The organism is Nocardia abscessus (assembly GCF_015477775.1).
Taxonomy (GTDB): domain Bacteria; phylum Actinomycetota; class Actinomycetes; order Mycobacteriales; family Mycobacteriaceae; genus Nocardia; species Nocardia abscessus_A.
The window spans coordinates 130,958-157,073 of record NZ_JADLQO010000004.1 but is presented as its reverse complement, the minus strand read 5'-3'; the positions used below and the strand labels follow the sequence as shown (position 1 = coordinate 157,073).

Annotated in this window: 25 protein-coding genes; 7 read left to right on the top strand and 18 right to left on the bottom strand. The window is 68.3% G+C overall.

The window, feature by feature from the left end; genetic code table 11:
* Nucleotides 1-12: 12 nt before the first annotated feature.
* Nucleotides 13-426 carry an arsenate reductase ArsC gene (locus tag IU450_RS13675; RefSeq protein ID WP_195150182.1) on the top strand — a complete coding sequence of 138 codons (414 nt, stop codon included), beginning with the start codon at nt 13-15 and terminating at the stop codon, nt 424-426.
* A gap of 87 nt (nt 427-513) precedes the next feature.
* Here IU450_RS13675 and IU450_RS13670 read toward each other — a convergent pair whose 3' ends face one another.
* The 5 genes from IU450_RS13670 to IU450_RS13650 all read right to left on the bottom strand — a co-directional run bounded on the left by IU450_RS13670 (nt 514) and on the right by IU450_RS13650 (nt 7,355).
* The gene (locus tag IU450_RS13670; RefSeq protein ID WP_195150181.1) at nt 514-1,287 is read right to left on the bottom strand and encodes a hypothetical protein; all 774 of its coding nucleotides are present in this window, start codon (nt 1,285-1,287) and stop codon (nt 514-516) included.
* A 97-nt stretch (nt 1,288-1,384) separates the two neighbouring features.
* Complete coding sequence (locus tag IU450_RS13665; protein ID WP_228834536.1) at nt 1,385-2,857, bottom strand: PepSY-associated TM helix domain-containing protein; 1,473 nt, start codon at nt 2,855-2,857, stop codon at nt 1,385-1,387.
* Nucleotides 2,858-3,183: 326 nt separating this feature from the next.
* Nucleotides 3,184-3,747, bottom strand: coding sequence for a hypothetical protein (locus tag IU450_RS13660; RefSeq protein ID WP_195150179.1), 564 nt, complete (start codon nt 3,745-3,747; stop codon nt 3,184-3,186).
* A gap of 147 nt (nt 3,748-3,894) precedes the next feature.
* Nucleotides 3,895-5,553 (bottom strand): acyl-CoA synthetase, encoded by a 1,659-nt coding sequence (locus tag IU450_RS13655; RefSeq protein WP_195150178.1) that lies wholly within the window; start codon nt 5,551-5,553, stop codon nt 3,895-3,897.
* Nucleotides 5,554-5,729: 176 nt separating this feature from the next.
* A complete protein-coding gene (locus IU450_RS13650; RefSeq protein WP_195150177.1) occupies nt 5,730-7,355 on the bottom strand; it encodes an acyl-CoA synthetase in 1,626 nt (541 codons plus the stop codon).
* Nucleotides 7,356-7,607: 252 nt separating this feature from the next.
* Here IU450_RS13650 and IU450_RS13645 point away from each other — a divergent pair, with 252 nt between their 5' ends.
* Complete coding sequence (locus tag IU450_RS13645) at nt 7,608-8,234, top strand: carboxymuconolactone decarboxylase family protein (RefSeq protein WP_195150176.1); 627 nt, start codon at nt 7,608-7,610, stop codon at nt 8,232-8,234.
* Here IU450_RS13645 and IU450_RS13640 read toward each other — a convergent pair.
* On the bottom strand, nt 8,202-8,702 hold the full coding sequence (locus IU450_RS13640) for an ArsR/SmtB family transcription factor (protein ID WP_195150175.1): 501 nt from the start codon (nt 8,700-8,702) through the stop codon (nt 8,202-8,204). The two genes, IU450_RS13645 and IU450_RS13640, sit on opposite strands and share 33 nt — an antisense overlap.
* Before the next feature lie 84 nt (nt 8,703-8,786).
* On the bottom strand, nt 8,787-9,419 hold the full coding sequence (locus IU450_RS13635) for a hypothetical protein (protein ID WP_195150174.1): 633 nt from the start codon (nt 9,417-9,419) through the stop codon (nt 8,787-8,789).
* A 626-nt stretch (nt 9,420-10,045) separates the two neighbouring features.
* Here IU450_RS13635 and IU450_RS13630 point away from each other — a divergent pair.
* Nucleotides 10,046-10,957 (top strand): phosphatidylinositol mannoside acyltransferase, encoded by a 912-nt coding sequence (locus tag IU450_RS13630; RefSeq protein ID WP_195150173.1) that lies wholly within the window; start codon nt 10,046-10,048, stop codon nt 10,955-10,957.
* Between the two features lie 318 nt (nt 10,958-11,275).
* Here the strand turns inward: IU450_RS13630 and IU450_RS13625 are convergent, their stop codons facing one another.
* The 3 genes from IU450_RS13625 to IU450_RS13615 all read right to left on the bottom strand — a co-directional run bounded on the left by IU450_RS13625 (nt 11,276) and on the right by IU450_RS13615 (nt 14,845).
* Nucleotides 11,276-11,815, bottom strand: coding sequence for a hypothetical protein (locus IU450_RS13625; protein WP_195150172.1), 540 nt, complete (start codon nt 11,813-11,815; stop codon nt 11,276-11,278).
* Nucleotides 11,816-12,193: 378 nt separating this feature from the next.
* Nucleotides 12,194-13,417: an acyl-CoA dehydrogenase family protein gene (locus IU450_RS13620; RefSeq protein WP_043696248.1), complete on the bottom strand. Its 1,224-nt coding sequence runs from the start codon at nt 13,415-13,417 to the stop codon at nt 12,194-12,196.
* Nucleotides 13,418-13,450: 33 nt separating this feature from the next.
* The gene (locus IU450_RS13615) at nt 13,451-14,845 is read right to left on the bottom strand and encodes an acyl-CoA dehydrogenase family protein (protein WP_416382864.1); all 1,395 of its coding nucleotides are present in this window, start codon (nt 14,843-14,845) and stop codon (nt 13,451-13,453) included.
* 402 nt (nt 14,846-15,247) lie between these two features.
* Between IU450_RS13615 and IU450_RS13610 the strand changes: the two genes are divergently transcribed.
* The gene (locus IU450_RS13610; RefSeq protein ID WP_195150170.1) at nt 15,248-15,397 is read left to right on the top strand and encodes a hypothetical protein; all 150 of its coding nucleotides are present in this window, start codon (nt 15,248-15,250) and stop codon (nt 15,395-15,397) included.
* Between the two features lie 242 nt (nt 15,398-15,639).
* Here IU450_RS13610 and ftsX read toward each other — a convergent pair whose 3' ends face one another.
* From ftsX to IU450_RS13585, 6 genes are all read right to left on the bottom strand, one after another.
* The gene (gene ftsX, locus IU450_RS13605) at nt 15,640-16,545 is read right to left on the bottom strand and encodes a permease-like cell division protein FtsX (RefSeq protein WP_195150169.1); all 906 of its coding nucleotides are present in this window, start codon (nt 16,543-16,545) and stop codon (nt 15,640-15,642) included.
* A complete protein-coding gene (gene ftsE / locus IU450_RS13600) occupies nt 16,545-17,234 on the bottom strand; it encodes a cell division ATP-binding protein FtsE (protein WP_195064775.1) in 690 nt (229 codons plus the stop codon). The genes ftsX and ftsE overlap by 1 nt, the downstream gene beginning before the upstream one ends.
* 83 nt (nt 17,235-17,317) lie before the next feature.
* Nucleotides 17,318-17,443 carry a hypothetical protein gene (locus IU450_RS40590; protein WP_267470546.1) on the bottom strand — a complete coding sequence of 42 codons (126 nt, stop codon included), beginning with the start codon at nt 17,441-17,443 and terminating at the stop codon, nt 17,318-17,320.
* A 16-nt stretch (nt 17,444-17,459) separates the two neighbouring features.
* Entirely contained in the window at nt 17,460-18,320 is an 861-nt protein-coding gene (locus tag IU450_RS13595) for a mechanosensitive ion channel family protein (protein WP_043696228.1), read from the bottom strand.
* Nucleotides 18,321-19,436, bottom strand: coding sequence for a peptide chain release factor 2 (gene prfB / locus IU450_RS13590; RefSeq protein WP_195150168.1), 1,116 nt, complete (start codon nt 19,434-19,436; stop codon nt 18,321-18,323).
* A 426-nt stretch (nt 19,437-19,862) separates the two neighbouring features.
* Complete coding sequence (locus IU450_RS13585; RefSeq protein WP_195150167.1) at nt 19,863-20,723, bottom strand: helix-turn-helix transcriptional regulator; 861 nt, start codon at nt 20,721-20,723, stop codon at nt 19,863-19,865.
* Nucleotides 20,724-20,866: 143 nt separating this feature from the next.
* Here IU450_RS13585 and IU450_RS13580 point away from each other — a divergent pair, with 143 nt between their 5' ends.
* Nucleotides 20,867-21,463, top strand: a complete 597-nt coding sequence (locus IU450_RS13580) for an NADPH-dependent FMN reductase (RefSeq protein ID WP_195150166.1) — start codon at nt 20,867-20,869, stop codon at nt 21,461-21,463.
* Between the two features lie 114 nt (nt 21,464-21,577).
* Complete coding sequence (hisN, locus tag IU450_RS13575; protein WP_195150165.1) at nt 21,578-22,363, top strand: histidinol-phosphatase; 786 nt, start codon at nt 21,578-21,580, stop codon at nt 22,361-22,363.
* A 60-nt stretch (nt 22,364-22,423) separates the two neighbouring features.
* Here the strand turns inward: hisN and IU450_RS13570 are convergent, their stop codons facing one another.
* Together IU450_RS13570 and IU450_RS13565 are read right to left on the bottom strand one after the other, a co-directional pair.
* Complete coding sequence (locus tag IU450_RS13570) at nt 22,424-22,954, bottom strand: GNAT family N-acetyltransferase (RefSeq protein ID WP_324197660.1); 531 nt, start codon at nt 22,952-22,954, stop codon at nt 22,424-22,426.
* A gap of 67 nt (nt 22,955-23,021) precedes the next feature.
* Nucleotides 23,022-24,002 carry a hypothetical protein gene (locus IU450_RS13565; RefSeq protein ID WP_195150164.1) on the bottom strand — a complete coding sequence of 327 codons (981 nt, stop codon included), beginning with the start codon at nt 24,000-24,002 and terminating at the stop codon, nt 23,022-23,024.
* A 195-nt stretch (nt 24,003-24,197) separates the two neighbouring features.
* Here IU450_RS13565 and recQ point away from each other — a divergent pair, with 195 nt between their 5' ends.
* Nucleotides 24,198-26,072 carry a DNA helicase RecQ gene (gene recQ, locus IU450_RS13560; protein ID WP_416382863.1) on the top strand — a complete coding sequence of 625 codons (1,875 nt, stop codon included), beginning with the start codon at nt 24,198-24,200 and terminating at the stop codon, nt 26,070-26,072.
* Nucleotides 26,073-26,116 lie beyond the last annotated feature (44 nt).

Here is a 26,116-nt window from a genome sequence, read left to right as displayed (position 1 = left end):
CCCTGTGCCGCAATGCCTTCCAAACCCAGTGTGCTGTTCGTGTGCGTCCATAACGCCGGACGTTCCCAGATGGCCGCCGCCTTGCTCACTCACCTCGCGCACGACCGAGTCGAAGTCCGCTCGGCAGGCTCGGCCCCCGCCGACCGGATCAACCCCGTCGTCGCCGACGTCATGCACGAGATCGGCATCGACATCACCGACCAGAGACCGAAGATCCTCACCCCAGAGGCCGTCGAAGCGTCCGACGTCGTCATCACCATGGGCTGCGGCGACGCCTGCCCCTACTACCCCGGAAAACGCTACCTCGACTGGAAACTCGACGACCCCGCCGGACAAGACGCGGACACAGTGCGCACCGTCCGCGACCAGATCGAACAACACGTCCGCACCCTGCTCACCGACCTCGCCATAGAAACCGACATCTAACACCTCCCGCACCACCCGGCGAGTGGCACATCACTGCGGCGAACCGCGAGTAGACCTCTCGGTGATGTGCCACTCGCCCGACAGGAGTTAGTTGAGGGGTTTGCCGGGCATTGGCGCGTTGATCGTGGAGATGTACATGATCGCCGCGCCGATGGCGACCGGGGCCGTCACGAGGATCTGGCCCGCGACCGTGCCGAGGGCGCCGACGGCGACGATGCCGCCGAGGCAGCCGACGGCGGCGGCCGGGATGAACGGGCCGAACATGCCGACGATGGTGGCGGCGGCGACGGTCGCCCCGGCGATGCCACCGAGGATGCAGCCGACCGAGGCGCCGCCGATGCCGCCGACCAGGGTGCCGATGGTGGCGCCCATGGAGATGGTGCTGGTCATGCGCGACCAGGCGGCCTGTTCACGGTCGTACTCGGTCTTCCACGGCGCCTTGTCCTCGAACGGCAGGGCGACCGGCTTGTAGGCCGCGTGCGCCATGTCGAACTGCGGGGTCAGCGTCGCGGTGCGCTCGGAGATCTCCGCGACGATGGGGAATTCGAACTCGTCGACCCGGAAGGTCAACGGCGCGCCCGCGACGACGGTGCCGTCGGCGGCCTTAACCTTCAGCACCTGGTCCTCGACCACCAGCGAGCCGGAATCGGTGGTGATGATGCTGGCGGTCTCGGTGGCGTGGGCCGTGAAGCCGACAGCCTCGGTGGTAGCGGTCTCGGTAGACGGGGTCTCGGTAGACGTGGTCTCGACGGACGTGCTGTCCACCGCAGCGCCCTCGGGAGCGGCGGAACTCGTGCCCGCGGCGATGCTCACCGCTGCCGTGGTGAACGCGGCGGCCAGGGCTAGTTTCGTGATCTGCATGGGAAATCCTCGGTTTCGAAGGCATGGCGAAGCGACGGCCATACCAATGACGTTCGGTAGGTCGTGTGAGTAACGGGCTCGAGCCCGCGGTATGTGGTTAAGCGGTGGCGCGCATCCGTCCGGCGAGGCCGATCAGCACGTCGATCGCGAGGAAGACGAGCAGGCTCACCCCGACCAGCGGGACGAACCAGCCGACCACCAGCGCGACGGCCGCCAGCGGTACGACCAGCCACAGCGAGGTCTTGCGCAGGGCGCCGCGCCGCGGAGCGCGGCCAAGGGCGAACCGGCCCGCATCCCGGGTCGGCCGCCTGCGCCACCACATCAGGTAGCCGCGCACGACCACGGTGATCAGTCCGATCATCGCCGCGAGCAGCAACAACTGATTGAGCAGCCCGAACATCAGGCCCATGTGGAACTGGATGCCCCAGTTGGTGAGCTTGGCCATCAGCGGCCAGTCCGCGTACGCCAGACGATCGGTGACGGCGCCGCCGGCACCGTCGACGGCGACCGCGTCGACGGTGTAGGTGCCCGGCATCCGGCGTTCTTTCACCGCGAACGCCTTGCCCGGCGCGGCCGGGACGGCGATCTCCGTGGCCTGGGTGAGGCCTTCGGCGCGTGCGGTGGCATACACCCGATCGAGCTGGGCGATCCGCTCGGCCGGGTCGGCCGGCGCGTGCTCGGCGTGGCCGCCGCCATGGTGGTCGGAGCCCGAATCATGGTCGAGCGCAGTGGCTCCCGGCAGTGCGGTGCTGACCGCCGGAGTGGTCCAGCTCAATTTCTCGCGCAGTTCGGTGATGTTCTCACCCGCGTAGGTCGACCAGGTCATACCGGTCGCCGACAGCAGCAGCACCAGGGGAAGCACCCACATGCCGACCGAACCGTGCCAATTCAGAGTGCGGCCTCGCGCGCGCTGCGACCGATCGGCCGCGAACAGCCAGCCCCAACCGTTGCGGGCCCGTCGGCTGCGTACCCGGCGTACCCAGATGACCAGACCGGCCAGCGCGACGATCCACAGCCAGGACGCGGCCAGCTCGCTGTAGAGCCTGCCCGGCTCGCCCAGGTGCAGGTCCCGGTGCAACCGATCGATCCAGGTGCGCATCGGCAACGCACCCGAGCTGCCGTAGACGACGGAATCGCCCACCGGCTGCGCGGTATACGGGTTCACGAACACTGCCCGCCGCTCGGATTCGCCCAGCGACGGGTCGCTGAACAGCACACGGGTGGTGTCTTCGGCGCCCGCGGCCGGGGCGACGGCGACCAGGTGGAGATCCGGCCGGGTGGCGACGGCCGCGCCGACCTGCTCCGCCAGCGGCTTCGGAGTTCCGGTCTGCGTGACCGTCAGCAGATCGCGCGACGCGATCGACTCCAGCGTCGGCGAGATCGCGTAGAGCGCGCCGGTGACGGCGGCGATGAGGACGAACGGCCCGACGAACACTCCCGCGTAGAAGTGCAATCGCATGGCCAGCGCGTACAGGCTGTTGCGCGCGGTGGTCCGGCGTGCGCCGGGGGAGTCCGACGGCTCCGGTAAGTCGGCGTCGGAAGTGATTGTTTCTGTTGTACTCACGGTCATTTCGTTTCTGACGGCGGAACCCGGCTGGGCGCAAACCGTTGTCCCGGTGTCCGCGTTCGCCCATGACGGCGCCGACACATACCGCGCGGACGGGATGCCACGGAACGTCGTTCGGCGACAGCCCGCAGGCCGTGGCGAACACACGCGAGGATGCGTGTCTCGCCGCGGTGCGCGGAAGGATGGTTTGCGACCCGGACTACGGCGTCGCGTCGGCACGCTCAGGCGTGGGCACGAAGGTGCGGGGCGACGCTGTGCCGCACGGTGAAATGCCGTGGCCATGAGCAACACTCACGCCACGTGCTCCGTGCGCCGGGTATAGGAAGAAATCAGCGAAAGACCGCGAGCGGCGGGGCTCGTGTGCGCAGCGCCTCGATGGCGAACACACGCAGGACGACCCGGTCGCGATGGACCGTACGCAAAGGAGCGCGGTCCGCGACGACGGGCGGAATATGCCGCAGCGGAAATACGCGGCGCAGCACCGCGGTCCCGATCCGGTAGGCAGCTTCCGCGCCCCGGATCACGATGGCCGCCGCGACCGCCGCGCACAGGTGCGCCGTGAGCATGGCCGGAGTCAGCTGGGCGTCACCGTGATGCAGGTGGCCCGAGCTGATTCCCATGGTGAAGTGACCGAGCAGCTGTCCGGCGACGAGAGTCGCGACCAGCCCGGCCGACGTATCGCGCAGCGGGGCCAAACCCGCCACCAACGCGCCGATCACGGCGGACGCGGCGGCCAGCAGCGCCAGTGCGGTGGTGTCCGGCAGTATGCCGCTGGAAGCCCAGCCGTGCGCCGCGACGGAAATGGCCCCCGAGATCGCACCGGCCGAACCACCGCGCACCCGCGCGACGGCGCCGCGAAGTCCCGCGGCAGACCGGTCGAACTCGTAACTCACCCGCTGATGATAGCCGACCGATTGCACGCGATCGACCGCATCGGCCGGCGCCGAGCAGCCCAGCGACGTGCAGTTTCCAAGTGGAAGTACGTCGGTCCGGCGGGCGGGCGGCGAGCGCGCCGCCCGGCAGACCCGGACGCGCGCCGGTCAGCCCGCGTCGACCTCCATCTCGATCAGCGGCTTGCGCAGCAGCTTGCCGGTCGCGTTGCGGGGCAGCTCGTCGAGGAAGACGACCTCGCGCGGGACCTTGTAGCGGGCCAGGTTCGCCTTGACGTAGTCCTTGATCTCCTGCGGGTCGCGCTTGGAATCGGGACCCGGAACGACGAACGCGCGCAGCCGCTTGCCGAACTCGCGGTCGTCCACGCCGACCACCGCGGCTTCGAAGATGTCGTCGCGGCCCGCGATGAGGTTCTCCACCTCGAGCGGGAAGACGTTCTCGCCGCCGGAGACGATCATGTCGTCGTCGCGACCGTCGATGTAGAGCAGGCCTTCTTCGTCGAAATGCCCCACGTCGCCGCTGGACATCATGCCGTCGACGACTTCCTTGGTGCGGCCGTCGGTGTAGCCGGTGAAGGCGAAGCCGTTGTCCACGAAGATGGTTCCGGTGACGTTCGGTTCGGTGATCGGCTTGCGGTTCTCGTCCAGCAGCACGATCCGGATGCCGACCGGCGCCTTGCCCGCCGTGGTCGGCGCCTTGCGCAGGTCCTCGGGGGTCGCGACCGTCATGACGGCGCACTCGGTGGAGCCGTAGAGGTTGTAGAGGCTGTCGTTGAAGTGGTCCAGCGTGCGGGTCACCACGTCCGGCGCGATGGCCGAGCCCGCCGCGAAGATCACCTTGATGCTGCTGACGTCGTACTTCGCCAGCACGTCGTCGCCGAGGTCGAGGATGCGTTGCAGCATGGTGGGCACCACGACCAGCGAATCAGCCCGGTACTTCGCGATATTGGCCAGCGTCAGCTCGGGATCGAAGCGGCGCTGCTGGAAGATCACCCGGTTGCCCAGCGCGAGACCGAGGGTGAACTGGGACAGGCCGGTGCCGTGGAAGATCGGCGCCGCCATGATCATGGTGCCGCCGTTGGGCAGCGGCACCCGGTCGATGAACTGCGCGGAGGCGAACGGGCTCACCCGGTCGCGCGGCGCGCCCTTCGGGGTGCCGGTGGTGCCGCTGGTCAGGATGATCATGCCGCCCGGCTTGGCGGGGGCGGGCAGCGCGGCGCCGGACTGCCCGGTGATCAGCGAGTCGATGGTCGTGATCGCGGGGTCGGCGTTGTCCTTCTCGTCCACCCAGGTCAGGATGCGCGGGATCGCGGCGGGGATGGCGCTCATCAGGTCGATGAACTCGCTGTCGTGCAGCACCGCCTTGACGTGCTCGCGCTCGGCCACGTCGGCGAACTGCGGCTTGGCGAACCCGGTGTTCATCAGCACCCCGCGCACGCCGAGCTTGCCGGTGGCCAGCAGGCTCAGCACCATGCCGCGGTGATCGCGCGCCAGGATCGCCACCACGTCACCGGGATTGATGCCCTTGCTCTGCAAGCCGCGGGCCAGGGCGTTGGACTGTTCGTTGAGCTGACCGAAGGTCAGCTCCCCGCGTTCGTCGACGATCGCCGCGGCCTCCGGCCTGGTCTGTGCGGCGTGCATGACGACACCGGCGAACGGTCCGAACTTCAAGACGTTGAACGCCGAGCGCGCCGCGTGGTCGGGGCGCAGCGGATTGAACAGCCGCCGCTTGACCATCACGTTCACGCCGAGGGCCAGATCGCCCGCCTTGCGAGCGGTGCCACCCAGCGCGGGGAGAGAAAGAGACATCGACGACAACCTTCCGACGGTGCCACCCGGTGGTCCTCCGAGTGGTGCGAACCGCAATTACGAGTGCCAGTGCTGGTGCTTACACTAGCAAGCTCCTGTAACCAGGTGTGTCATGTATCTCAGCGCACGCTACCCGCTGGTAGCGGGGTGAGTGCGCCACTCACCCCGCCCGCCGATCAGGCTTGGACTTCGTAGTCCACCAGCACGCGGCGCAGCAGCTTGCCGGTCGCATTGCGCGGCAGGTCATCGAGGAAGACCACCTCGCGCGGCACCTTGTAGCGCGCCAGGGTGTTCTTGACGTACGCCTTGATCTCCTCGCCGTCGGGCGAGTGGCCCGGCTCCGGGACGACGAAGGCGCGCAACCGCTTTCCGAACTCCACGTCGTCCACGCCGACCACGGCGACGTCGAAGACGTCGGGCCGTTCCAGCAGCAGGTTCTCCACCTCCTGCGGGAAGACGTTCTCGCCGCCGGAGACGATCATGTCGTCGTCGCGGCCGTCCACCATCAGCAGGCCGTTCTCATCGAAATGGCCGACGTCGCCGCTGGACATGTAGCCGTCGATGATCTGCTTGTGCCTGCCGTCGGTGTACCCCTCGAACGGCGCGCCGCTGCGGATGAAGATCCGCCCCGTGGTGTTGACGGCGGTGACGCGCTGGTCGTTCTCGTCGTAGAGCCGCACTTCGCAGGTGATCGGCGCGCGCCCGACAGTGCCGGGTGCCAGGGCGAGGTCCTCGGGGGTGCCCACGGTCGCGACCGCGCACTCGGTCGAGCCGTACAGGTTGTAGAGCACCGGACCGAACGCCTCGGTGGCCTTGATGGTGAGTTCGGGGGACAGCGCCGAACCGGCCAGCACGATCGCCTTCAGGGAGGACGTGTCGTATTTCGCCCGGATCGCCGGATCCAGCTCGACCATCCGGTGCAGCATCGTGGGCACCGCCACCAGCATGTCGGCCTGGTGCTCGGCGATCATGGCGAGCGTCGCCTCGGCGTCGAACCGGCGGCGCACCACCACCTTGTTGGACAGGGCCGCGCCGACCAACCAGGTGGCCAGACCGGTGCTGTGGAAGATCGGCGAGACGATCACCTGGGTGCCGCGCTGCGGGAACGGGATGCGGTCGACCAGCTGCGCCGTGGACAGCGGGGTGACCTTGGTGCGCGGCGCGCCCTTCGGCAGGCCGGTGGTGCCGCTGGTCAGGATGATGAAGCCGCCGGGCTTGCTCGGCGCGGGCAGCGGATCGGTGGAGTTGGCGGCGACCAGGTCGTCGAGCGTCTGCGCGCCGTCGGGCAGCGCGGTGCCCTCATCGACCCAGGTGAGGTAGCGCGGCAGGTCGGCGGGCAGCGCGTCGAGCAGGCCGAGGAACTCGCTGTCGTGCAGCACCGCCTTGACCTTCTCGCGCTCGCACACCTCGGCGAACTGCGGCTTGGCGAACCCGGTGTTCATCAGCGCCACCCGCACGCCGAGCTTGCCCGCGGCGGCCATGGCCAGGATCAGGCCGCGGTGATCGCGTGCGAGGACGCCGATCACCATCCCCTCGGAGACGCCCGCCGCCTGCAATCCGCGTGCGATCGCCGTGGACCGGTCGTCCAGCTCGCGATAGGTCAGCGGACCTGCCTCGTCCACGATGCCCGGCGCGTCCGGGGCCACTCGCGCGGAGTGCCGGATCAGCGTCGCCTGGGGGCCGTAGATGCGCGACTCCTTCATCGTCCGCAGCGTCTCCAGCGGCTTCCTGGGATCGGAGACACCCCGGCTGCGCAGCACCCCTAGCGCCTTCACGGCCTCCAGCGTGTGGGCCAAGTTCATGTCGCATAACCTCCACAAAACCCTCGCGTCGGTCCTCGACCTAGCGAACCGGTACGGCGTGTTGACTTGCCACCGTAGCAGTGCGGAGTGTGACAGGTCACAACTAAAACGGACAAATCCGTCTCGTTTGGGTTGCGTCCGCCGCAGGTGGGGGGCGATTCTCGGCCCGATTCATCTTTTCGCCCGCCGTTACCGGCCGGTAGGGATAACCTTCGCAACGTCTCGAAGACCGCTCGAAGGGAGACGCGGCCAATGTCCGATCCGACGGATCGTGAACCGTTCATCGACGTTCCCGGCGACCTGCCCGGCATCCGGGGGCTGTTCGCTTTCAAACCCGAAACCGGCACGGCGTTGAGCGAATTCGCGCAGACTCTGCTGCGCGGGACTTCTCCGCTCACGCCGGGGGAGCGGGAAACCATCGCCGCGTACGTGTCGTCGCGCAACAACACCTACTTCTGCACGCAGTCGCACGCCGCGACCGCGGCCGTGCTGGTAGAAGGCGGTCGTGACCTGATCGACGCCGTCATCGAGGACGTGGAGTCCGCCGCCATCGATCCGAAACTCCGCGCACTGCTGAGGATCGCGGACAAGGTGCGTCGGTCGGGGCTGGACGTCACGCCGGAGGACGTCGAGAACGCGCGCGCCGCGGGCGCCAAGGACGAGGACATCCACGACGCGGTGCTGGTCGCGGCTGCCTTCTGCATGTTCAACCGCTACGTCGACGGCCTGGCGACGGTCGCGCCCCGGGAGCGGGCGACCTACGAGCAGATCGGTGGGCTGCTCGCGACCGGCGGATACGTCGCCGCCGCGGCGGCGCCCGGCTCAGCCGCCGCGGCGGCGCCCGGCTCAGCGCCGGGCGCTGGCCAGGGCGACCAGTAGCGGAACCACCCGGGCGGCGGGGACCTCGAACCGCCCGCGGCCCGCGGTGTGCAGCCAGCCGACCGCGGCCAGCTGACGCAGGTGGTGATAGATCTGGCCGGAGGTGCCGACACCCTCCACCCCGGCCAGTTCGGCCGCGGTTCTCCGCCCGCCCATGATCTCGCGCAGCAGGCGCAACCGAACCGGGCTGCCGAGCGCGGCAAGGCATTCCGCGGTCTCGGCCCAGTCGTCCTCGATGAGGTCGCCGGTGGTGAACCGGGCCTGCCATTCGCGCTGCTGATCGTTGGGCAGGCGGACCGACCCGGCGAAGACGACCCCGCCGTTGGGCTCGTCGGCCGCCGCGAACTCGTCCTGCAGGCGGGTCACCGCCCACTGCTCGGTGTCCGCCGGGAGGTGCTCCGGCCGCAGGTTCTCTTCCAGCGCGCTGAGCCGCCACTCCAACTCGGCGACTCGGTCTTCCAGGCTCACGAAATCAAAAGCTACGGATCTACGTGAGGTCCGACAAACCGAAGGCCCCAGCCCCCGTGGCGGCGGGAGCCGGGGCCTTCGCGCTCAGTTGTAGACGGCGCCGAACGACGGCACCGAGATCGTGCCCAGCCGGTAGGCGTACCCGTCCGGGTTCGCGTCGCTCACGGGTACCGACCAGCGGTGCCACAGCGATCCGTACACCGCGGCGACCACCGGACCAGCGCCGGTGTCGAGTGCGCGTGTGCGAATGGTGGTGTCGACCGGAACGTCGTTGTGCTCGTAGAGCAATTCGGTGCCGCTGCGCCCGTTGGCGAGGTTGATCCACAGCACCTCGAGCTTGGCCCCGCCCTGATTCGGCGAGATGGTGCCGGGCCCGCCGAAGAACCCGATCCGGAATCCGTCCACGCCCAACGCGATACCGGACCCGTACACGCCAGGCCCTTCACCGCGTCCGATATCCGACTGCGCCGGAATCTGGAACGGCTGCGCGGGCAAGGCCACCAGCCCGGCCTCGGTGAGCTGACCGGAGGCGATCAGCCGGTCGATCGCCTGCTCGGCCGCCGGATTCCCGGCCGCGGCGGCGCGCAATTTCTGGGTGGAGACGGTCCAGTCCACCGTGGCGGGCTGTGCGGCGGCGTGCCCGGCGAAAGGGGCCACGAACACCGCGGAGGCGGCGAAAGCGGTAGCGAGGCGACGCGTAAAACTCAGTCGTTGCATAACCAGTTCTCCTTGAAGTTTTCTGGTACTGCTCGAGTGAAATACGTCCGCTGACTTGTCGATCCAGCGACTCAGGGCGATAGGCTGCCTGGTTGGTGCGCGCCCTGTCCAGGGGTGAGCGCCGAATGGCGTGATCGTGTCGTTGACTCATCGACGCAGCGGCGTGCTGCCCAACGGAGCGCTACGGAGCCCAGGGGCCGCGGCGGGTCCCCGCCCCGCGCGGAACCGGCGGGCAGACGGGACCGGAGGCGCACCGTACACGGCCCCGCCTCATGGCGCGAGCGTTCGGCGGCTGACCGCGAGCGTGCGGGCACATCCTCGATAAAACCGTTCCGTATGTTCTGGTCAAGGTAGTGTGGGTTTTCGAGGCGACCGCCGAATCCGCGGCGTTGGTGACCGTGTATGGCGGTATCCACCCATTTGGGCGTCATCGATCGCGAGTGAGCGGAGAATCCAGAAATGCATCGAAGTAACCGGGCACCCTTGTTCAGCCATCCGAGTGAGCCCGCCGAGGTCAGCGCGCCGGTAGTCGGATCGGTTCGGCTGCCCGTATTCAGCGACGTCGTCTCAGCGGCGCCTTCCGTGACGACCGACGAAGCGGGGTCGGCCGAGTCCGGCGGCGAGTAGTGAATCCGGCCGGCCGGGCATGGGACCTGGGTTACGCCGCCGGCTGGCGGCTGGTACGCGCCCTGCCCGAACCGCTGGCCGTGCGCCTCTTCGACGCCGCAGCCGAACGCGCCGCCCGCGACGGTGGACCGAACCAATTGCGCCGCAACCTGTCTCGGGTACTGGGCACCGTGCCGGAGGCGGTGCCACAGACACTCATCCGTGCCAGCCTGCGCTCTTATGCCCGCTACTGGCGCGAAGCCTTTCGGCTGCCATCGATGGACCCGGTGCGACTGGCCGATACCATCGAATCCTCGGCCACCGGGCTCGAACACATCCACCGGGCGGTCGAACGCGGCACCGGTGCCGTGCTCGCCCTGCCGCACAGCGGAAATTGGGACCTGGCGGGAGTGTGGCTGGTGCAACGCGTGGGCTCGCCGACCGTCGTCGCGGAGCGGCTCGCCCCGGAATCGTTGTTCCAGCGCTTCGTCCGCTTCCGCGAACGCTTGGGATTCGAGATCATCCCGCTCACCGGTACCGCGACGCCGCCGTTCGCTCAGCTGATCACCCGGATTCGACAGGGGCGAATAGTCGGTCTGCTGGGTGAACGCGACCTGTCCGGCACGGGCGTGCCGGTCACCTTCTTCGGGGAACCGGCACGGCTGCCTGCCGGGCCCGCGCGGTTGGCGATCGACACCGGAGCCCCCCTGCTTCCCGTGCACTGCTGGTACACGCCCGACGGGTGGGGATTCCACGTCGATTCCCCCATCGACACCAGCGGTGGAGTACGCGATACCACCCAGGCGCTGGCCGACCGATTCGCCGCCGGTATCGCCGCGCACCCAGCCGACTGGCACATGCTCCAGCCCCTCTGGACGGCCGATCTCACCGCCGACCAGCTCGCTCGCCGAAACCGGAACGCAGCGCACTGAGCCAGGCGGAATGCCTGCGACGGCCCGTCCTCAGTCGCCGGGCAGCCCCCACGCGAATCCAGCGGCGATCACAACACAACTGACAATCGAGATAAGCACAATGCTCCACATGGATGCGAAGGCTACGGACCATTCGGTTCGAGGTCTATAGCAGCGAGGCCACCAAAAATGTTCGGCGGCAAGGATTGTCCGCTGTCTCATCGTCGCGTGGCCGGACCGGCAGGAAGCCGTCGAGTTGATTCAGGACATGCCGCGCTGATCCGGACGCATCCCCTTCCGACACGAGAAAATGGTGCGCGGGGAATCCGGTCAACGCGGTCAAAGCCACGGAAGCCAGGAAAACCCTCCGTCTACGGCCAGCCCCCAGAGAAGTCCGACGACGGTCAGCAGCATACCCCCGATAGCTACTCGAAAGTCTCTCGCTGAGCTGATGTTCAGTTCGGATTCGAGTTTGTTGATCGACTCCTCGAGGGCAGTGTTCACTTCTGACATCTCGAGGCGGGGCGAGGTCTCCACCTCTTCGATGTGCTTGCGTAGCTCCACGATCATGTCTCGGAGCACTCTGGTTTCGGCTGCGAGACCTTCGATCTGCCGCTGGACACTCGCATTTGGTTCGACGACGTGTTGTCCCACGGTTTGGAAGGTCAACTCACCTGTGCCGCCGAAGGTGACCGCTGTATCAGCCTGAATAGTCATGCTACGGCCGCCGCCTACCCTGTGGCGGATCGTAAGGAGTTGCCTGTGAGCGCCCTCACGGAGGCTGTCGAGTCGTCCGGTCGCCTTCTCCCAAGCGATGACGAGACCGATGGCTGTAGTCACCGTACCCACGAATTCGAGCCAGTCTCCGAACGTCTCCACGGAGAGACAGTATGGCCGATCGGAAACGAGAAGAGGGGGCCGAAGCCCGCTCCCGCTCGGTAGGGGGACCGGTCGAGCATCTCGGTGTGGCGGCGGCACCGGGTTATCGCACGGCCCGCACCGCAAGACGACCCCGTCCTGCGGGTCGTACTTGGAGGTGAGCGGGTCGGCGGCAGGGTCGTCGCACCCGCGGGGTGGACTTGGTGGTCACCTCGCGGAGAGGAACTGGTGACCAGCGCGGCCCCGCTCGGCTGACTGCGGTGACCTGCTCGTGAACATGTCCGCAGTGTTACGGGACCACAGCCGGTGGACCGGGCACACGAAAAACCGGTGCGAGTTGATGAGTGGATTCGCACCGGTTTTTCGTTGTCTACCAGGTCATTTCAGCTCGGCGCTGGTCTTGCCGAGGATGCGGCGGGCGACGATGAGTTGCTGGATCTGCTGGGTGCCTTCGAAGATGTCCAGGATCTTCGAGTCGCGGCCCCACTTCTCCAGCAGGGTGCGCTGCGAGTAGCCGATGGCGCCGGCCAGTTCGACGGACTTCAGGGTGACGTCGGTGCCGGTGCGGCCCGCCTTCGCCTTGGACATGGAGGCCTCGAGCGAGTTGGGCTTCTTGTTGTCGGCCATCCACGCGGCGCGCAAGGCGAGCAGGTAGGCGGCCTCGTAATCGGCTTCCATCCGCAGGAATTCGGCGGCGGCGGCGTGCTGGTTGTTGGCCGGGCTGTCGTAGGAGATCTCCACGCCCGCGGCGGTCAGGATCGAGCGCAGCTCTTCCAGCGCGGCGCGGGCGACGCCGACCGCCATCGCGGCGACGAGCGGACGGGTGTTGTCGAAGGTCTGCATGACCCCGGCAAAACCCTTCTCCACGTTGACTTCCGGGCTGCCGAGGATGTTGTCCTTGGGAATCCGGCAGTCCTGCAACAGCAGCACGGCGGTGTCGGAGGCCTTGATGCCGAGCTTGTGCTCGAGCCGCGCCACCGAGAGGCCGGGAGCGTCACGCGGCACGACGAACGACTTGATCGCCGCGCGGCCGAGGCTCTTGTCCACCGTCGCCCACACCACGATGTGAGTCGAGCGCTGGCCCGCCGTGACGAAGATCTTCTCGCCGTTGAGCACCCACTCGTCACCGTCGAGCACGGCGGTGGTGGACACGGCGGCGGAGTCGGAACCGAAGGACGGCTCGGTGATCGCCATCGAGGCCCACACCTTGCCGAAGCGCTGGAGCTGCTCGTCGGTGGCGACGGCCGCGATGGCCGCGTTGCCCAGGCCCTGGTAGGGGATCGACAGCATGAGGCCGACGTCGCCCCACGACGTCTCCAGCGCGTTCAGCAGCGCGGACATATTGCCGCCGTTGGTGTTCCCGAGCAGCTCGGTGGCGTGGCTGTCGCTGTCGTCGGAACGGCCACCGGCCGCGCCGCCGATCTTCTGGGTGCCGGAGTCGGCCAGACCCTCGACCATGGCGGCCATGGTGTCCAGCTCGACCGGGTAGTCGTGCTCGCCGAGGTCGTATTTGCGCGAGATCGGGCGGAAGATCTCCTGCGCGACCTGATGCGCCTGGTTCGCGCTGGCCCGCAGCTTCTTGGGGAGTTCGAGGTTGATCATGGGTGAGGTCTCCTGGAGAACGGAACGGGCCGGTTAGATGAGCACGACACCTTCGGCGATGCCGATGGCCCGCAGGTCGCGGTACCAGCGCTCGACCGGGTGTTCCTTGGTGAAGCCGTGACCGCCGAGCAGCTGCACGCCGTCGAGGCCGATCTGCATGCCCTTGTCGGTGGCGAGCTTCCTGGCCAGCGCCGCCTCCCGGCCGAAGGACAGGCCCTGCTCCGCGCGGGAAGCGCCGCGCAGGGTGACCAGCCGCAGGCCGTCGAGCTCGATCGCGATGTTGGCGACCATGAACGCCACCGCCTGGCGGTGCGAGATCGGCTCGCCGAACGCTTCCCGCTCGTTCACGTACGGGATCACGTAGTCCAGCACGGCCTGACCGGTGCCCGCGGCGAGCGAAGCCCAGCCGAGACGGGCCAGGCGCACGGCGTCGGCGTACTCCTCGGCGCGGGTCGTGGCTTCGCCGTCGCCCAGGATGGCGTCGGCGCCGACCGCGACGTTGTCCAGGATCAGCCTGCCCAGGCCTGCGGCGCGCAGACCCATGCTCGGGTCGGCCTCCACGACCAGGCCAGGCGCGTCCGACTCGACGATGAACAGCGCCGGACGCCCGTCGAGTTCGGCGGCGACCAGGAACAGCTCGGCGTCGGCCGCGGCGGGGACCAGGCTCTTCACACCCGAGAGGCGGTAGCCGCTGGGCGAGCGCACCGCCTTGGTCTCCAGCGCGAACGGGTCGAACAGCGCACGCGGCTCACTGATCACGACCGAGGCCTGCGGCACGTTCTCCCCCGTGAAGGAGGGCAGGTAGGTCTTCTGCTGGGCGTCGCTGCCCCACTGCGCGAGAGCGACCGCGACGCCGCTGGGCGCCAGGATCGGCAGGGCGAGACCCATGTCGCCGTGCGCCAGCGCCTCGGCGACCAGCGCGTTGGTCACCGCGCCACGCTCGGAGGCCGCACCCTCGAGTTCCTCGGGGACGTTGATCAGGGTGATGCCGAGTTCGGCGGCGCGCTCGAGCAGATCGCGCGGCGCCTTGGCGGCGTTGTCGGCCTCGTAGGCGGCCGGGCGCAGGATCTCGGCGGCGAATTCCTTCACCGTCTCGACGATCATCTGCTGCTCGTCGGTCGGCGTCAGGTCGAAGAAGTCCTTGTTCTTCGCCTCGTTGGCGGCCAGGCGCTTCGGCGCTCCGGTGCCCGCGACCTTGGCGAAGGCGCGCGTCGCGGCGCCGAGCGTGCGGAAGCCGGTCTTGGTGCCCTCGTAGGTGACGCGCTCGATCGGCTTGCGCAGGTTGTACTTCTCGGCGAGTTCCGACCCGGTGAGGGTCGTCATGACCCGCATCGCCGCGCCCATCCAATCCCGCTTGGGTTGGTTCAGGCCGACCGCGGACGTGTCTGGACGTCGCTTCGTTGCGCTGTCTCGAGTGCTCATCATCACCTGTTTTCTCGGATGGTTTGGTGCGGTCTATCCCCAGCTATCTTACTCCAGAGTAAGGCTATCTTACTCCGGAGTAAGAAGCGCGTCGAGATGCAGAATACGCGGGGAATCGACGCCTTGCTGGACAAGCGCCCATAGTCGCGCCGTAGGCGGTCCGCCGCCGTCTCCGCCGCAGGTCGCACCACGCCTCGCACCGCGATGACCCGCACTTCGCCATGCGCGACGGCGCCATGAGCCGATGCCCGAATGGGGTGCGACGGCGGCCGTGGCTTCCACCACCACCGTCGCCGCCAGGCTGTCCGCGACGGCTCGGTCGAAATCTGCCGCTAACGGGGTTGGCCTATCAACCGGGGCGAATTGCCCAGCCGTGTCGAAACGGACCGGCCGCAGAACCTGGGTGAAATGGTGACGGCCGTCGGGATCTACGGCCTCGACCAGAGCGGCGGCCGCGACCGATTCGCCTGCGTCTCGAAGCCGCACACCGTGATCGCCGTCGACCCGCCGATTCGAATCCGGCACGACTGCGGGCAGTTGACCGACCTTGCGCTGTGAAGTTCCGGCTGATCCGGCCAGCGCTGCCGATCTGGCTAGGGCCGCCGATCTGGCTAGGGTGGCTGGTCCGGCTAGGGTGGCTGGTCCGGCTAGGGTGGCCGATCTGGCTAGGGTGGCTGGTCTGGCTAGGTGGCTGGTCTGGCTAGGGCGGCTGGTCCGGCCAACCCGGCCGACGCGAGCTCAGCCACTGGTGGGCAAGTCGAGCCGGTGGCTCAGCTGATCGCGGCCACCGGCTCGGAGGATCACTCGCGGACGTAGTACCGCAGCGTCGCGTAGGCCGTGATCGCCGCGAAGACGATGCCGACCGGGGCGATGACCAGCGCGGTCATCGCGATGTCGTCGCCGGTGATGCGCGGGAACACCTTGCTGGCGAACAGGTCGCCGAGGGCGCGGTCGATCACCAGCGGGCGGGCGATGAGCAGGCCGATCATCGCGAGCAGCGAACCGGCCAGTGCGGCGGCCACGGCCTCGAGCAGGAACGGCAACTGGGTGTACCAGCGAGTCGCGCCGACCAGCCGCATGATGCCGACCTCGGTCCGGCGGGTGAACGCGGCGATCTGCACCATGTTCGCGATCAGCATCACCGCGGCCAGCGCCTGCAGCACGGCCAAGCCGAACGCCGCGTTGCGCAACCCGTCGAACAGGCTGACCAGCCGGTCCACGATGTCCTTGTCGTTGCGCACCATGCCGACGCCGGGGCGGTCGTAGAACTTCTCGTAGATGGTGGGGTAGAGCTCCGCGTTCTCCATCTTCACCCGCAGCGAGGCGGGCAACGGCGTCTCACTGACGTACTTGGCCAGTTCGGGCTGGTCCTTGAAGGTCTTCTCCTTGGCCTCCCGGACCGCCTCCTCCCGGTTGAGGAACTGGACCGACTCCACGCCGCTGGTGGCTTTCAGATCGGCCATCAGCGCCCGGCACGGGTCCTGTGAGCAGTCCGGGTCGTTGGCCGAGACGTCCTCGGTGAGGTACAGCCGCACCTCGAGCCGGTCGAGGAAGTACTGCTCGGTCTTGTCCGCGATGCGCACCGCCAGCAGGCCGCCGCCGAGCATGGTGAGCGAGACCGCGGTGGTCAGGATCATCGCGATGGTCATCGTGACGTTGCGGCGCAGGCCCGCGAAGACCTCGCCGAAGAGGAAGCTCGCGCGCATTACCGGCCCACCCCGTACACGCCCGTCGCCTCGTCCCGCACCAGGCGTCCGTGATCGAGCTCCACCACCCGCCTGCGCATCGCGTCGACGATGTGGTTGTCGTGGGTGGCCATCACCACCGTCGTGCCGATGCGGTTGATCCGCTCCAGCAGCATCATGATGTCGCCGCTGGTGTCGGGATCGAGGTTGCCGGTCGGTTCGTCGGCCAGCAGCACCAGCGGCCGGTTCACGAATGCCCGCGCGATCGCCACTCGCTGCTGCTCACCACCGGAAAGCTCGGTGGGCAGCCGGTCGGACTTGCCGCCGAGGCCGACCATGTCGAGCACCTCGGGGACGGTGCGGTCGATGAACTGGCGCCGCTTGCCGATCACCTCCAGCGCGAACGCGACGTTCTGGTACACGGTCTTCTGCTGAAGCAGCCGGAAGTCCTGGAAGACGCACCCGATGCGCTGGCGCAACTTGGGCACCTTGCGACCGGGCAACCGGTCGACCCGGTAATCGGCGACTCTGATCTCGCCCGCCGTAGGGGTCTCCTCCTTGAGCAGCAACCGCATGAAGGTCGACTTACCCGAGCCGGACGGTCCGATGATGAAGACGAACTCGCCCTTGCCCACATCGACGGTGATGTTGTCCAGCGCGGGTCGCGTCGAGGTCTTGTACGACTTGGTCACGTTCCGCATGGTGATCACGGGGAGCCAGTGTAACCAGCAACCGGGCGCGGCCTGCGTCGTCAACCATGGGTGACAGAACGGCGGCGGCTCGCCCGCCGGGCTCAGCGGGCCGGCGCTTCGGTGAACACCGCTGCGGGAACGGCGTTGACCAGGGTGGCAGGCGCGGTGCTCGTTTCGTCGGGTTTGACGAATACGTACAGCACGAACGTGGCGACCCAGGTTGCCATCAGGATCGCCGTGGATCTACGTGGTCTCACTGATTCCCTCCCGGCGCAGCGCCGCGGCGACTCGCACCCGCAACTCGCGTCCGACTTCGAACTGTTTACCCGGCAACGTCCGGGCAACCATTCGGATGTTCATCTGGTCGACGGTGAGGTCTTCCACACCCATGACGGTGGGCTCGTCGAGCAGCAACGGCTTCAGGCGAGCGTCTTCGTACGCCTTTGTACCCACCTCGTGCAGGATCTCGTTGACCCTGGTGATGTCAGCGCTCGCGGCCACCGGCACGTCGATCGCGGCGCGTGCCCAGTCCTTGGACAGGTTCGTGACCTTCACGATCTGGCCATTGGGCACCGTGATCACTTCACCGTCCGCGTTGCGCAGCGTGGTGATCCGCAGCGTGACGTCCTCGACCGTACCCTCCGCCTGCTCCGCGGCTCCAGTCACCGCGATGCGGACCACATCGCCGAACCCGTACTGCCGCTCGGCGATCAGGAAGAACCCGGCGAGGATGTCCTGCACGATGCGCTGCGCGCCGAAACCGAGCGCGGCGCCGAGCACCGCGGCGGGCGCGACCAACCCGGTGACGGCGAAGCCGAGCCGCCGCAGCACCTCCATGGTGATCAGTACGTAGACGATGGTCAGCACCACCCAGGTGATCACCTGCGCCAACGCGTGGCGGTGCTTGGCCGCCTCGGTGCGCACCAGGGCGTCACTGCTGCGGAATCCGGCGTCGATCTTGCGGGTGATCCGGTCCCTGACGTAGGTGGCGAACCGGCTGAACAGGATGGCACCGAGAATGAGCAGCACGATCTCCAGGCCGGAACCGCGTAGCCAGGTGGTGAAGCCGGTGGACGCGATAGCCTGGATTCCCGCGACATTCATTTAGTTCGCCTGCTCTCGCATTCTCCAGCGGATACCCGACTCGATGAAACCGTCGATGTCCCCGTCGAGCACCGCCGAGGGGTTGTTGACCTCGTAGTTCGTCCGCAGGTCCTTGACCATCTGGTACGGGTGCAGCACGTAGGAGCGCATCTGATTGCCCCAGGACGCACCTTCGTTGGTCTTCAGCGCGTCCATCTCGGCGCGCTCTTCCTGCCGCTTGCGCTCCAAGAGCTTGGCCTGCAGCACGCGCATGGCCGAGATCTTGTTCTGGAGCTGGGACTTCTCGTTCTGGCAGGTGACCACGATGCCGGTGGGCAGGTGGGTGATGCGGACCGCGGAGTCGGTCGTGTTGACGCTCTGGCCGCCCGGGCCGGACGAGCGGTACACGTCGACGCGGATCTCCGTCTCGGGCACCTCGATGTGGTCGGTGGTCTCGACCACGGGTAGCACCTCGACTTCGGCGAAGGAGGTCTGGCGGCGGCCCTGGTTGTCGAACGGGCTGATCCGCACCAGCCGGTGCGTGCCCATCTCGACCGACAGCGTGCCGTAGGCGTAGGGCGTCTTCACCGCGAAGGTGGCGCTCTTGATGCCCGCTTCTTCGGCGTAGGAGGTGTCGTAGACCTCGACCCCGTACTTGTGCCGGTCGGCCCAGCGGATGTACATGCGCATCAGCATCTCGGCCCAGTCGGCGGCGTCCACGCCACCGGCGCCGGAGCGGATGTTCACCAGCGCGTCGCGCTTGTCGTACTCGCCCGACAGCAGCGTGCGAACCTCCATCGCCTCCACGTCGCTGTGCAGCGCGGCGCGCTCGGCGTCGGCCTCGGCGAGTGCGGCGGTCCTGGTCTCGCCCTCTTCGCCCTCCGCCAGTTCGTAGAGCACCGGCAGGTCGTCGAGCCGCTGGCGCAGCTCCTCCACCCGGCGCAATTCGCCTTGGGCGTGGGACAGCTCACTGGTGACCCGCTGGGCGTGGTCCTGGTCGTTCCACAGGTCGGGGTCGGCGGCCTGATGCTCGAGCTCGTCGATACGACGGCGCAGCTCGTCGATGTCGAGCACCGATTCGACGGTCTTCAGGGTGGCGTCGAGTTCGGCGAGATCAGCGGAAACGTCAGGATGCACGATTGTCAAGCCTAGCTGCCCCTCTGCGGCGGCAGCACACGAGTGCGCGCCGGGTGGCCAGGGACGGCGTCACCACGGGTGGGCGCCGTCGTTCGAGGGCCGGACGGGGTGATCGCCGGGACGTCACGCACTCGCTCCCTACCCGGCCCCTGGCCGGTACGTTGTGACGGACGCCTCATGGGTTCCTACCCTAAACGGCGACCGCGCTTGGCGCAGTTGCTGTTTGGAATTCGCAGCGGAGGCGATCGGCTCTTCGCCAGGTCGGCGCCTGCCGCGCCCGTTCCGTTGTCCTGCCCGACCGACGGGTTCGGTGTGGCGCGCGCGGTGTGTCGAACTCCACTTCGTTCACGCTGCCGAAGGCGTTCGTGCTCTGTGTTCGAGGTGTGGTTCGTTCGCGCGGTCTGTCGCCGAGGACGGTTCGCCCGGTCAGCCCGAAACCGCGTGCAGTCCGCCCGGGCGGCGTCCGTTGAGGGTGTCGAGGGCGGCGGCGGTGGCGTCGTCGGCAGGCAGGTAGACGATCACCCGCTGGTCGTCGTCGGCGGAGAGTTCGAGTAGCTCGTAGGCCAGGCGCAGGGGACCGGCCTCGGGATGGACGAGGCGGTTGATACCGGTGGCGGCGGCCAAGCTGGGCACCGTGTCGACCCGGTCGGCGAACTCCGGGCCCACCGTGACGGTGAGCTCGTCGGCGAGGGCGGCGATGTGCGGGTCGGTGCGGAACGGGCCCTGCTTCAACGTGGCGACCGTCTCGTCGGCCACGTGCTCCCAGTCCGCGTAGAGGTTCCGGGCGCCGGGCAGGCAGAAGACGAAACGCGCCAGGTTCGCCGGGGTGTGGGGTCCGTCGAAGAGACCGGTCGGTGCCATCAGCCGGTAGTAGCCGTCGGTGTAGGCGAGAACTTCGGTGAGGCGGTTGACCACCACGGCGGGCGCGGGTTCGAGTCGATTCAGGATCGCGCGCACGGTCGGCCGCACCTCGCGCAGCGGCTGCGCGTCGCCCATACAGGTGAACCCGCTGTCCACCGACTTGCTCAACCGGTGCAGATGGATGCGCTCGGCGGGGCTCAGCCGCAGCGCGTCGGCGAGCGCGGACAGCACCGGGGGCGAAGGATGCCGGTCGCGACCTTGCTCGAGGCGAGTGACGTACTCCACGCTCACCCCGGCGAGGGTGGCCAGTTCGGCGCGGCGCAACCCGGGGGTGCGCCGCCGTGGACCGGCGGGCAGGCCGACCTGGGCGGGCGTCACCGCTTCACGGCGGGTGCGCAGGAAGAGCCCGAGTTCGTTGTCGCTCACCCGTCGAACCTAACAAGGCCCAACGCCGCGAGGGTGTCCCTGCCACTACCACTCTTACGGCGGTCTCCCTGCCCTGCGTGCCGCAAAGCAGATTGGGTTCGGCGGCCCGCCGGGGTCGTTTCTGTGATCCGAGGAGATGCGACATGTCCAACACCCCACTGAAGCTCGCGGTGATCATCGGCAGCGTCCGGGAGGGACGCTTCGGACCGGTCGTCGCATCGTGGTTCGCCGAGCAGGCGCGACGGCACGGATCGTTCGAGGTGGACGTCATCGATCTCGCCGAGGCGCACCTGCCGCTGGACCTGCCCGCGGTGCCCCCGGCGCTCGATCCGAATCCGCCGCGCCCGGACGGCATGGCGGAGCTCACTCGCCGGCTCGACGCGGCCGACGCGTTCGTCATCGTCACGCCGGATTACAACCGCAGCGTCCCAGCCTCGCTCAAGGCCGCCATCGACTGGCATTTCACCCAGTGGAACGCGAAGGCGATCGGCTTCGTCGGCTACAGCGGGGCCTCCGGCGGCCTGCTCGCCATCGAGCACCTGCGGCAGATCTTCAACGAGCTCAACGCGCACACGGTGCGCGACTATGTGTCGTTCCCGCGCTACTACCTGCTCTTCGACGAAGAGGGAAAGTTGCTGGAGCCCGAAGGGCCCGCGACCGCCGCGACGACGCTACTCGACCAGCTGCACTGGTGGGCGAGCGCGTTGGTCGCGGCCCGGTCATTGGAGACCGTGGGGTAGGCGCTGGGGATGCCGTCGCGGAGCGAGGGCGGCTGATTGCGCTCACTCAGCCGTGGCCTTCGCCCAACCGGGACGGAAACGGCGTGACCGGGCGGGGCCGATAGGGTGCGGGGCGTGGCTGTGTACTCCTCCGATCTCGAACTGGCCCTGCGGTTGGCCGATGCCGCCGACGCGATCACCCGGGCGCGCTTCGGTGCGCTGGACCTGAAGGTCGACGCGAAGCCGGATCTGACGCCGGTGTCGGACGCCGACCTGGCCGTGGAGCAGGCGATCCGGCAGGTGCTGTCGGAGGCCCGGCCGGATGACGCGGTACTGGGCGAGGAATTCGGCGGCGCCGCCGAATTCAGCGGAAGGCAATGGGTGGTCGACCCGATCGACGGCACGAAGAACTTCGTGCGGGGAGTGCCCATCTGGGCGACGCTGATCGCCCTGCTGGAAGACGGCGAACCGGTGGTCGGCGTGGTGAGCGCGCCCGCCCTGGCCCGGCGCTGGTGGGCGGCTGCGGGGTCGGGCGCCTGGTCGAGCTTCGAAAAGGGAGTGGCCGAACAGATCTCGGTCTCCGCAGTCGGCGAGCTCGGCTCGGCCAGCCTGGCGTTCTCCAGTCTGTCCGGCTGGCGCGACCGCGGGCTGCGGGAGCATTTCCTCGCCCTGACCGACGACGTGTGGCGCGTGCGCGGCTACGGCGATTTCTTCAGTTACTGCCTGCTCGCCGAAGGCGCGGTGGACATCGCCACCGAACCGGAGGTCTCCCTGTGGGATCTGGCCGCCCTCGACATCCTCGTCCGGGAAGCGGGCGGGCGTTTCTCCTCGCTGGACGGCAAACCCGGTCCGCACGGTGGTGACGCGATCGCCACCAACAGCCTGCTCCACGACGAAGTTCTCGACCGCCTGCGCGGTTGACCGCTCCGTTTCGCACGGCTGGAGCTCGGGCCCGGGACGACGTGGTCGCGAGCCCGTCAGTTAACGCACGTCTGGCGTATCCAGGAACTTTTCCATCAGGACGACGTGGGTGGTCCCGTGGAACTGGGGCGGCAGTCTCGTCTCCCGGAGTTCGATGAAACCCTGTGCGGCGTAATACTTCCGGAGTATCTGGTTATCCGACGCGGTATCCAGGCGTTGGCGGGTGACGCCGTGAGCCAGTGTGTGCGCGGCGCAGAACCCGAGTATGCGCGGACCGAGTCCGTGGCCCCGGTATTCCGGCGCGACCATCAGGCCGTGGACGTAACCGGCCTCGGTGTCGTCGTCCGCGCCCCAGAACTCCGGATCCCGCCAGATGAGGCGAACGGCGGCCACGAGCGCCGCGGACTCGTCGCGCCACACGAACCATTCATTTCGCGCGATCTCCTCCGTGACAACCGCCACCGCGTACTCGCCCGGCACCCATTGCCCGATGCCGTTGTCGACCATCCACTGCGCGAGCCGATCGCGTAGTCGTGCGATGTCCTCGGCGTCCATCGCGGTGGCCGCCACCATCGGCGCTGTTTCGACCACGGCTTTCCTCCCTCCGATGGGTACACCAGGTCGGTCGGTGACCGCGGAATCCTCGAAGCACCCAGAACTATCCGGCCCGCGTGGGATTCGCGGGCGTGAGGTCGATGCCCGCCGGTGGGCGCAACCGCCGCAGCGTGCCGTCCATGCTGGTGACGAACAGCGCCCAGGAGTCACCGTCGCGGTCGATGCGGACCGAGGTGGCGCCGTCCGGCAGGTTGCGCAAAGGGCCCGGCTTGATCAAGCCGGTGATGATCGCGCAGGTGGCGCCGGTGGTCGTATCCACCTGATAGACGGCGCCGAGCATATGGTCGGCGACGAAGAGCGCGCCCGCTCGGGTGGCCTCCATGTCGTCGGGGAGTGCGACCAGGTCCGGGATGCCGGAGACCACCGTGGGGTGCGCCGGATCGTCCAGCCGGACGCGCAGGATCTGCATCGTCATCGTGTCGACGTAGACCGACTCGCCGTCCGCGGCCAGCGCGAGGCCGTTGGCTGGCGGCAGACTCGACCAGTCCCGCTCGTACTCGTTCGTCTCGGGCCAGTAGCGGGAGATCCCGTTCGGACCGTTCAGACCGATGGTGGTGAACAGCAGGCTGCCGTCGGGCAGCAACAGCAGGCCGTTCGGCCCGTTCAGCCCGGTGAGCAGGACACTGACCGCGCCGGTCTCGACGTCGTAGCGCTGGAGCGTGCCCGGGGGTTCGCTGAGCCCGTCGCCGGTGAGGAAGTAGACGTAGCGCCCGGCGACGCGCACACCTGCGGGGCGGTGTACATCCGTGACCAGCTTCTCCATCCGCCCGGCGCGGTCGACATGCGCCAGGTAATTGTCCATCAGGCCGGTGACGTAGAAACCGCCCTGGCCGTCGGCATCGAGATTCTCCAGATTGCCGGCTCCCTCGACGACGGTCCCGGCCTCCCAGCCGTGCGAGCACATCGCGGGGATGGTCTCCGCCCGCGCCGCGGGCAGTGCCGCAGTGACCACGGCGGCCGCGGCGACCACGACGACGGCGGTGAGCATCGCCGCGCGTGCCCTGGTCCCGATCCCTGTTGCCATGGGCCACAACATAACAGCGTTGGAGGGAGCCGCCGGGCCGAGAATTTCCGCTCTGATGGGAAACCCCCAGGTCGGCGAGCCGGGACGGGAAGCTTCGGCGTTGGTTGTGCACATGTGCAGAACTCGGCCGTCCAGCAGGGCGAACGCCGCACCGTACCGGTACCGCGCCGTCCGGGCGCTCGTAGGATGGGCCGGGTGACTCCCCCCGATGATTTCGCGGCTGTAGCGATCGAAGACGCGTCCGGATCGGACGCCGGATCCGTTGCGGCGCAACAGGTTCTACGCCGAGTCTTCGGTTACGACAGCTTCCGCGGCGACCAGGGCGCGATCGTGCGGCACGTGATCGACGGCGGCGACGCGCTGGTGCTCATGCCGACCGGCGGCGGCAAGTCGCTCTGCTACCAGGTGCCCGCTCTGGTACGCCCCGGCGTCGGTGTCGTGGTCTCGCCATTGATCGCCCTCATGCAAAACCAGGTGGACGCGCTCAGCGCCCTCGGCGTGCGCGCCGGGTTCCTCAACTCCACCCAGTACCCCGACGAGCGCCGGACCGTCGAGGCGCAGTTCGTCGCGGGTGAACTCGATCTGCTGTATCTGGCGCCGGAGCGGTTGCGCCTGGACTCGACCGCGCAGCTGTTCGACCGCGGCAAGATCGCGCTGTTCGCCATCGACGAAGCACATTGCGTTTCGCAGTGGGGTCACGACTTCCGTCCCGATTACTTGGGCCTGTCCGTGCTGCACGAGCGGTGGCCGGACGTCCCGCGGATCGCGCTGACCGCGACAGCCACCGAGAAGACGCGCGACGAGATCATCCAGCGGCTCGACCTCGGCGGCGCCCGCCGCTTCGTGTCCAGCTTCGACCGGCCCAATATCCAGTACCGCATCGAGCCGAAGAACCGTCCCGAGCGCCAGCTGCTGGACTTCATCCGCACCGAGCACGCGGGCGACGCGGGCATCGTCTACTGCCTCTCGCGCAACTCGGTGGAGAAGACCGCGGCGTTTCTCACCGAGAACGGCGTCTCCGCGGTGCCGTACCACGCGGGCTTGGACCACCGGACCCGCGCGGCGAACCAGTCGCGCTTTCTGCGCGAAGACGGGCTGGTCGTCGTGGCGACCATCGCCTTCGGCATGGGCATCGACAAGCCCGATGTGCGCTTCGTCGCCCATCTCGACCTGCCGAAGTCGGTCGAGGGGTACTACCAGGAGACCGGGCGTGCCGGTCGCGACGGATTGCCCTCCACGGCGTGGATGGTCTACGGGCTCAGCGACGTGGTGCAGCAGCGCAAGCTGATCGACTCCTCCGAGGGTGACGCCGCTCACCGTCGCCAGCTGCAACTGCACTTGGACGCGATGCTCGCGCTGTGCGAGACCGTCGCCTGCCGCCGCACCCAGTTGCTCGCCTACTTCGGCGAGCCCGGGTTGCCCTGCGGCAACTGCGATACCTGCCTGGCCCCGCCGCAGTCCTGGGACGGCACGGTGGCCGCGCAGAAGCTGCTGTCCACGGTGCTGCGTCTGAAGCGGGAACGCGGGCAGAGCTTCGGCGCAGGCCACATCGTGGACATCCTGCTCGGCAAGAAGAACCCCAAGGTCGTGCAGCACGACCATCACGAGCTGAAAGTCTTCGGCGTCGGCACCGACCTGCGCGACACGGAATGGCGCGGCGTGGTGCGCCAATTGCTGGCCCACGGGCTGCTGGCCGTCCACGGCGACTACGGCGTCCTGACACTCACCGAGGCCAGCAGCGAGGTGTTGTTCGACGGACGGCAAGTACTGCTGCGCCGTGAACCCGAACGCGCGCCCAAGCCCGCGCGGGCCGCGAAGGCCGCCAAGGCGGCGGCCGCCGACCTGACACTCACCGATCTGCCGCTGTTCGAGAAGCTGCGCGAATGGCGCGCGGCCACCGCGAAGGAACAGGGCGTTCCCGCCTACGTCGTCTTCCACGACGCCACCCTGCGCGAGATAGCGGCCCGCAAGCCCGCGAGCCTGGCCCAGCTCGGCGGCGTCAGCGGTGTCGGCGAGAACAAACTCGCGAAATACGGAGAGCAGGTGCTCGAAGTGCTCGCCGCCGCGTGAGCCGTCGCCGGCGCGCGGTGCATCGATGGGCGAGGATGGTCGGC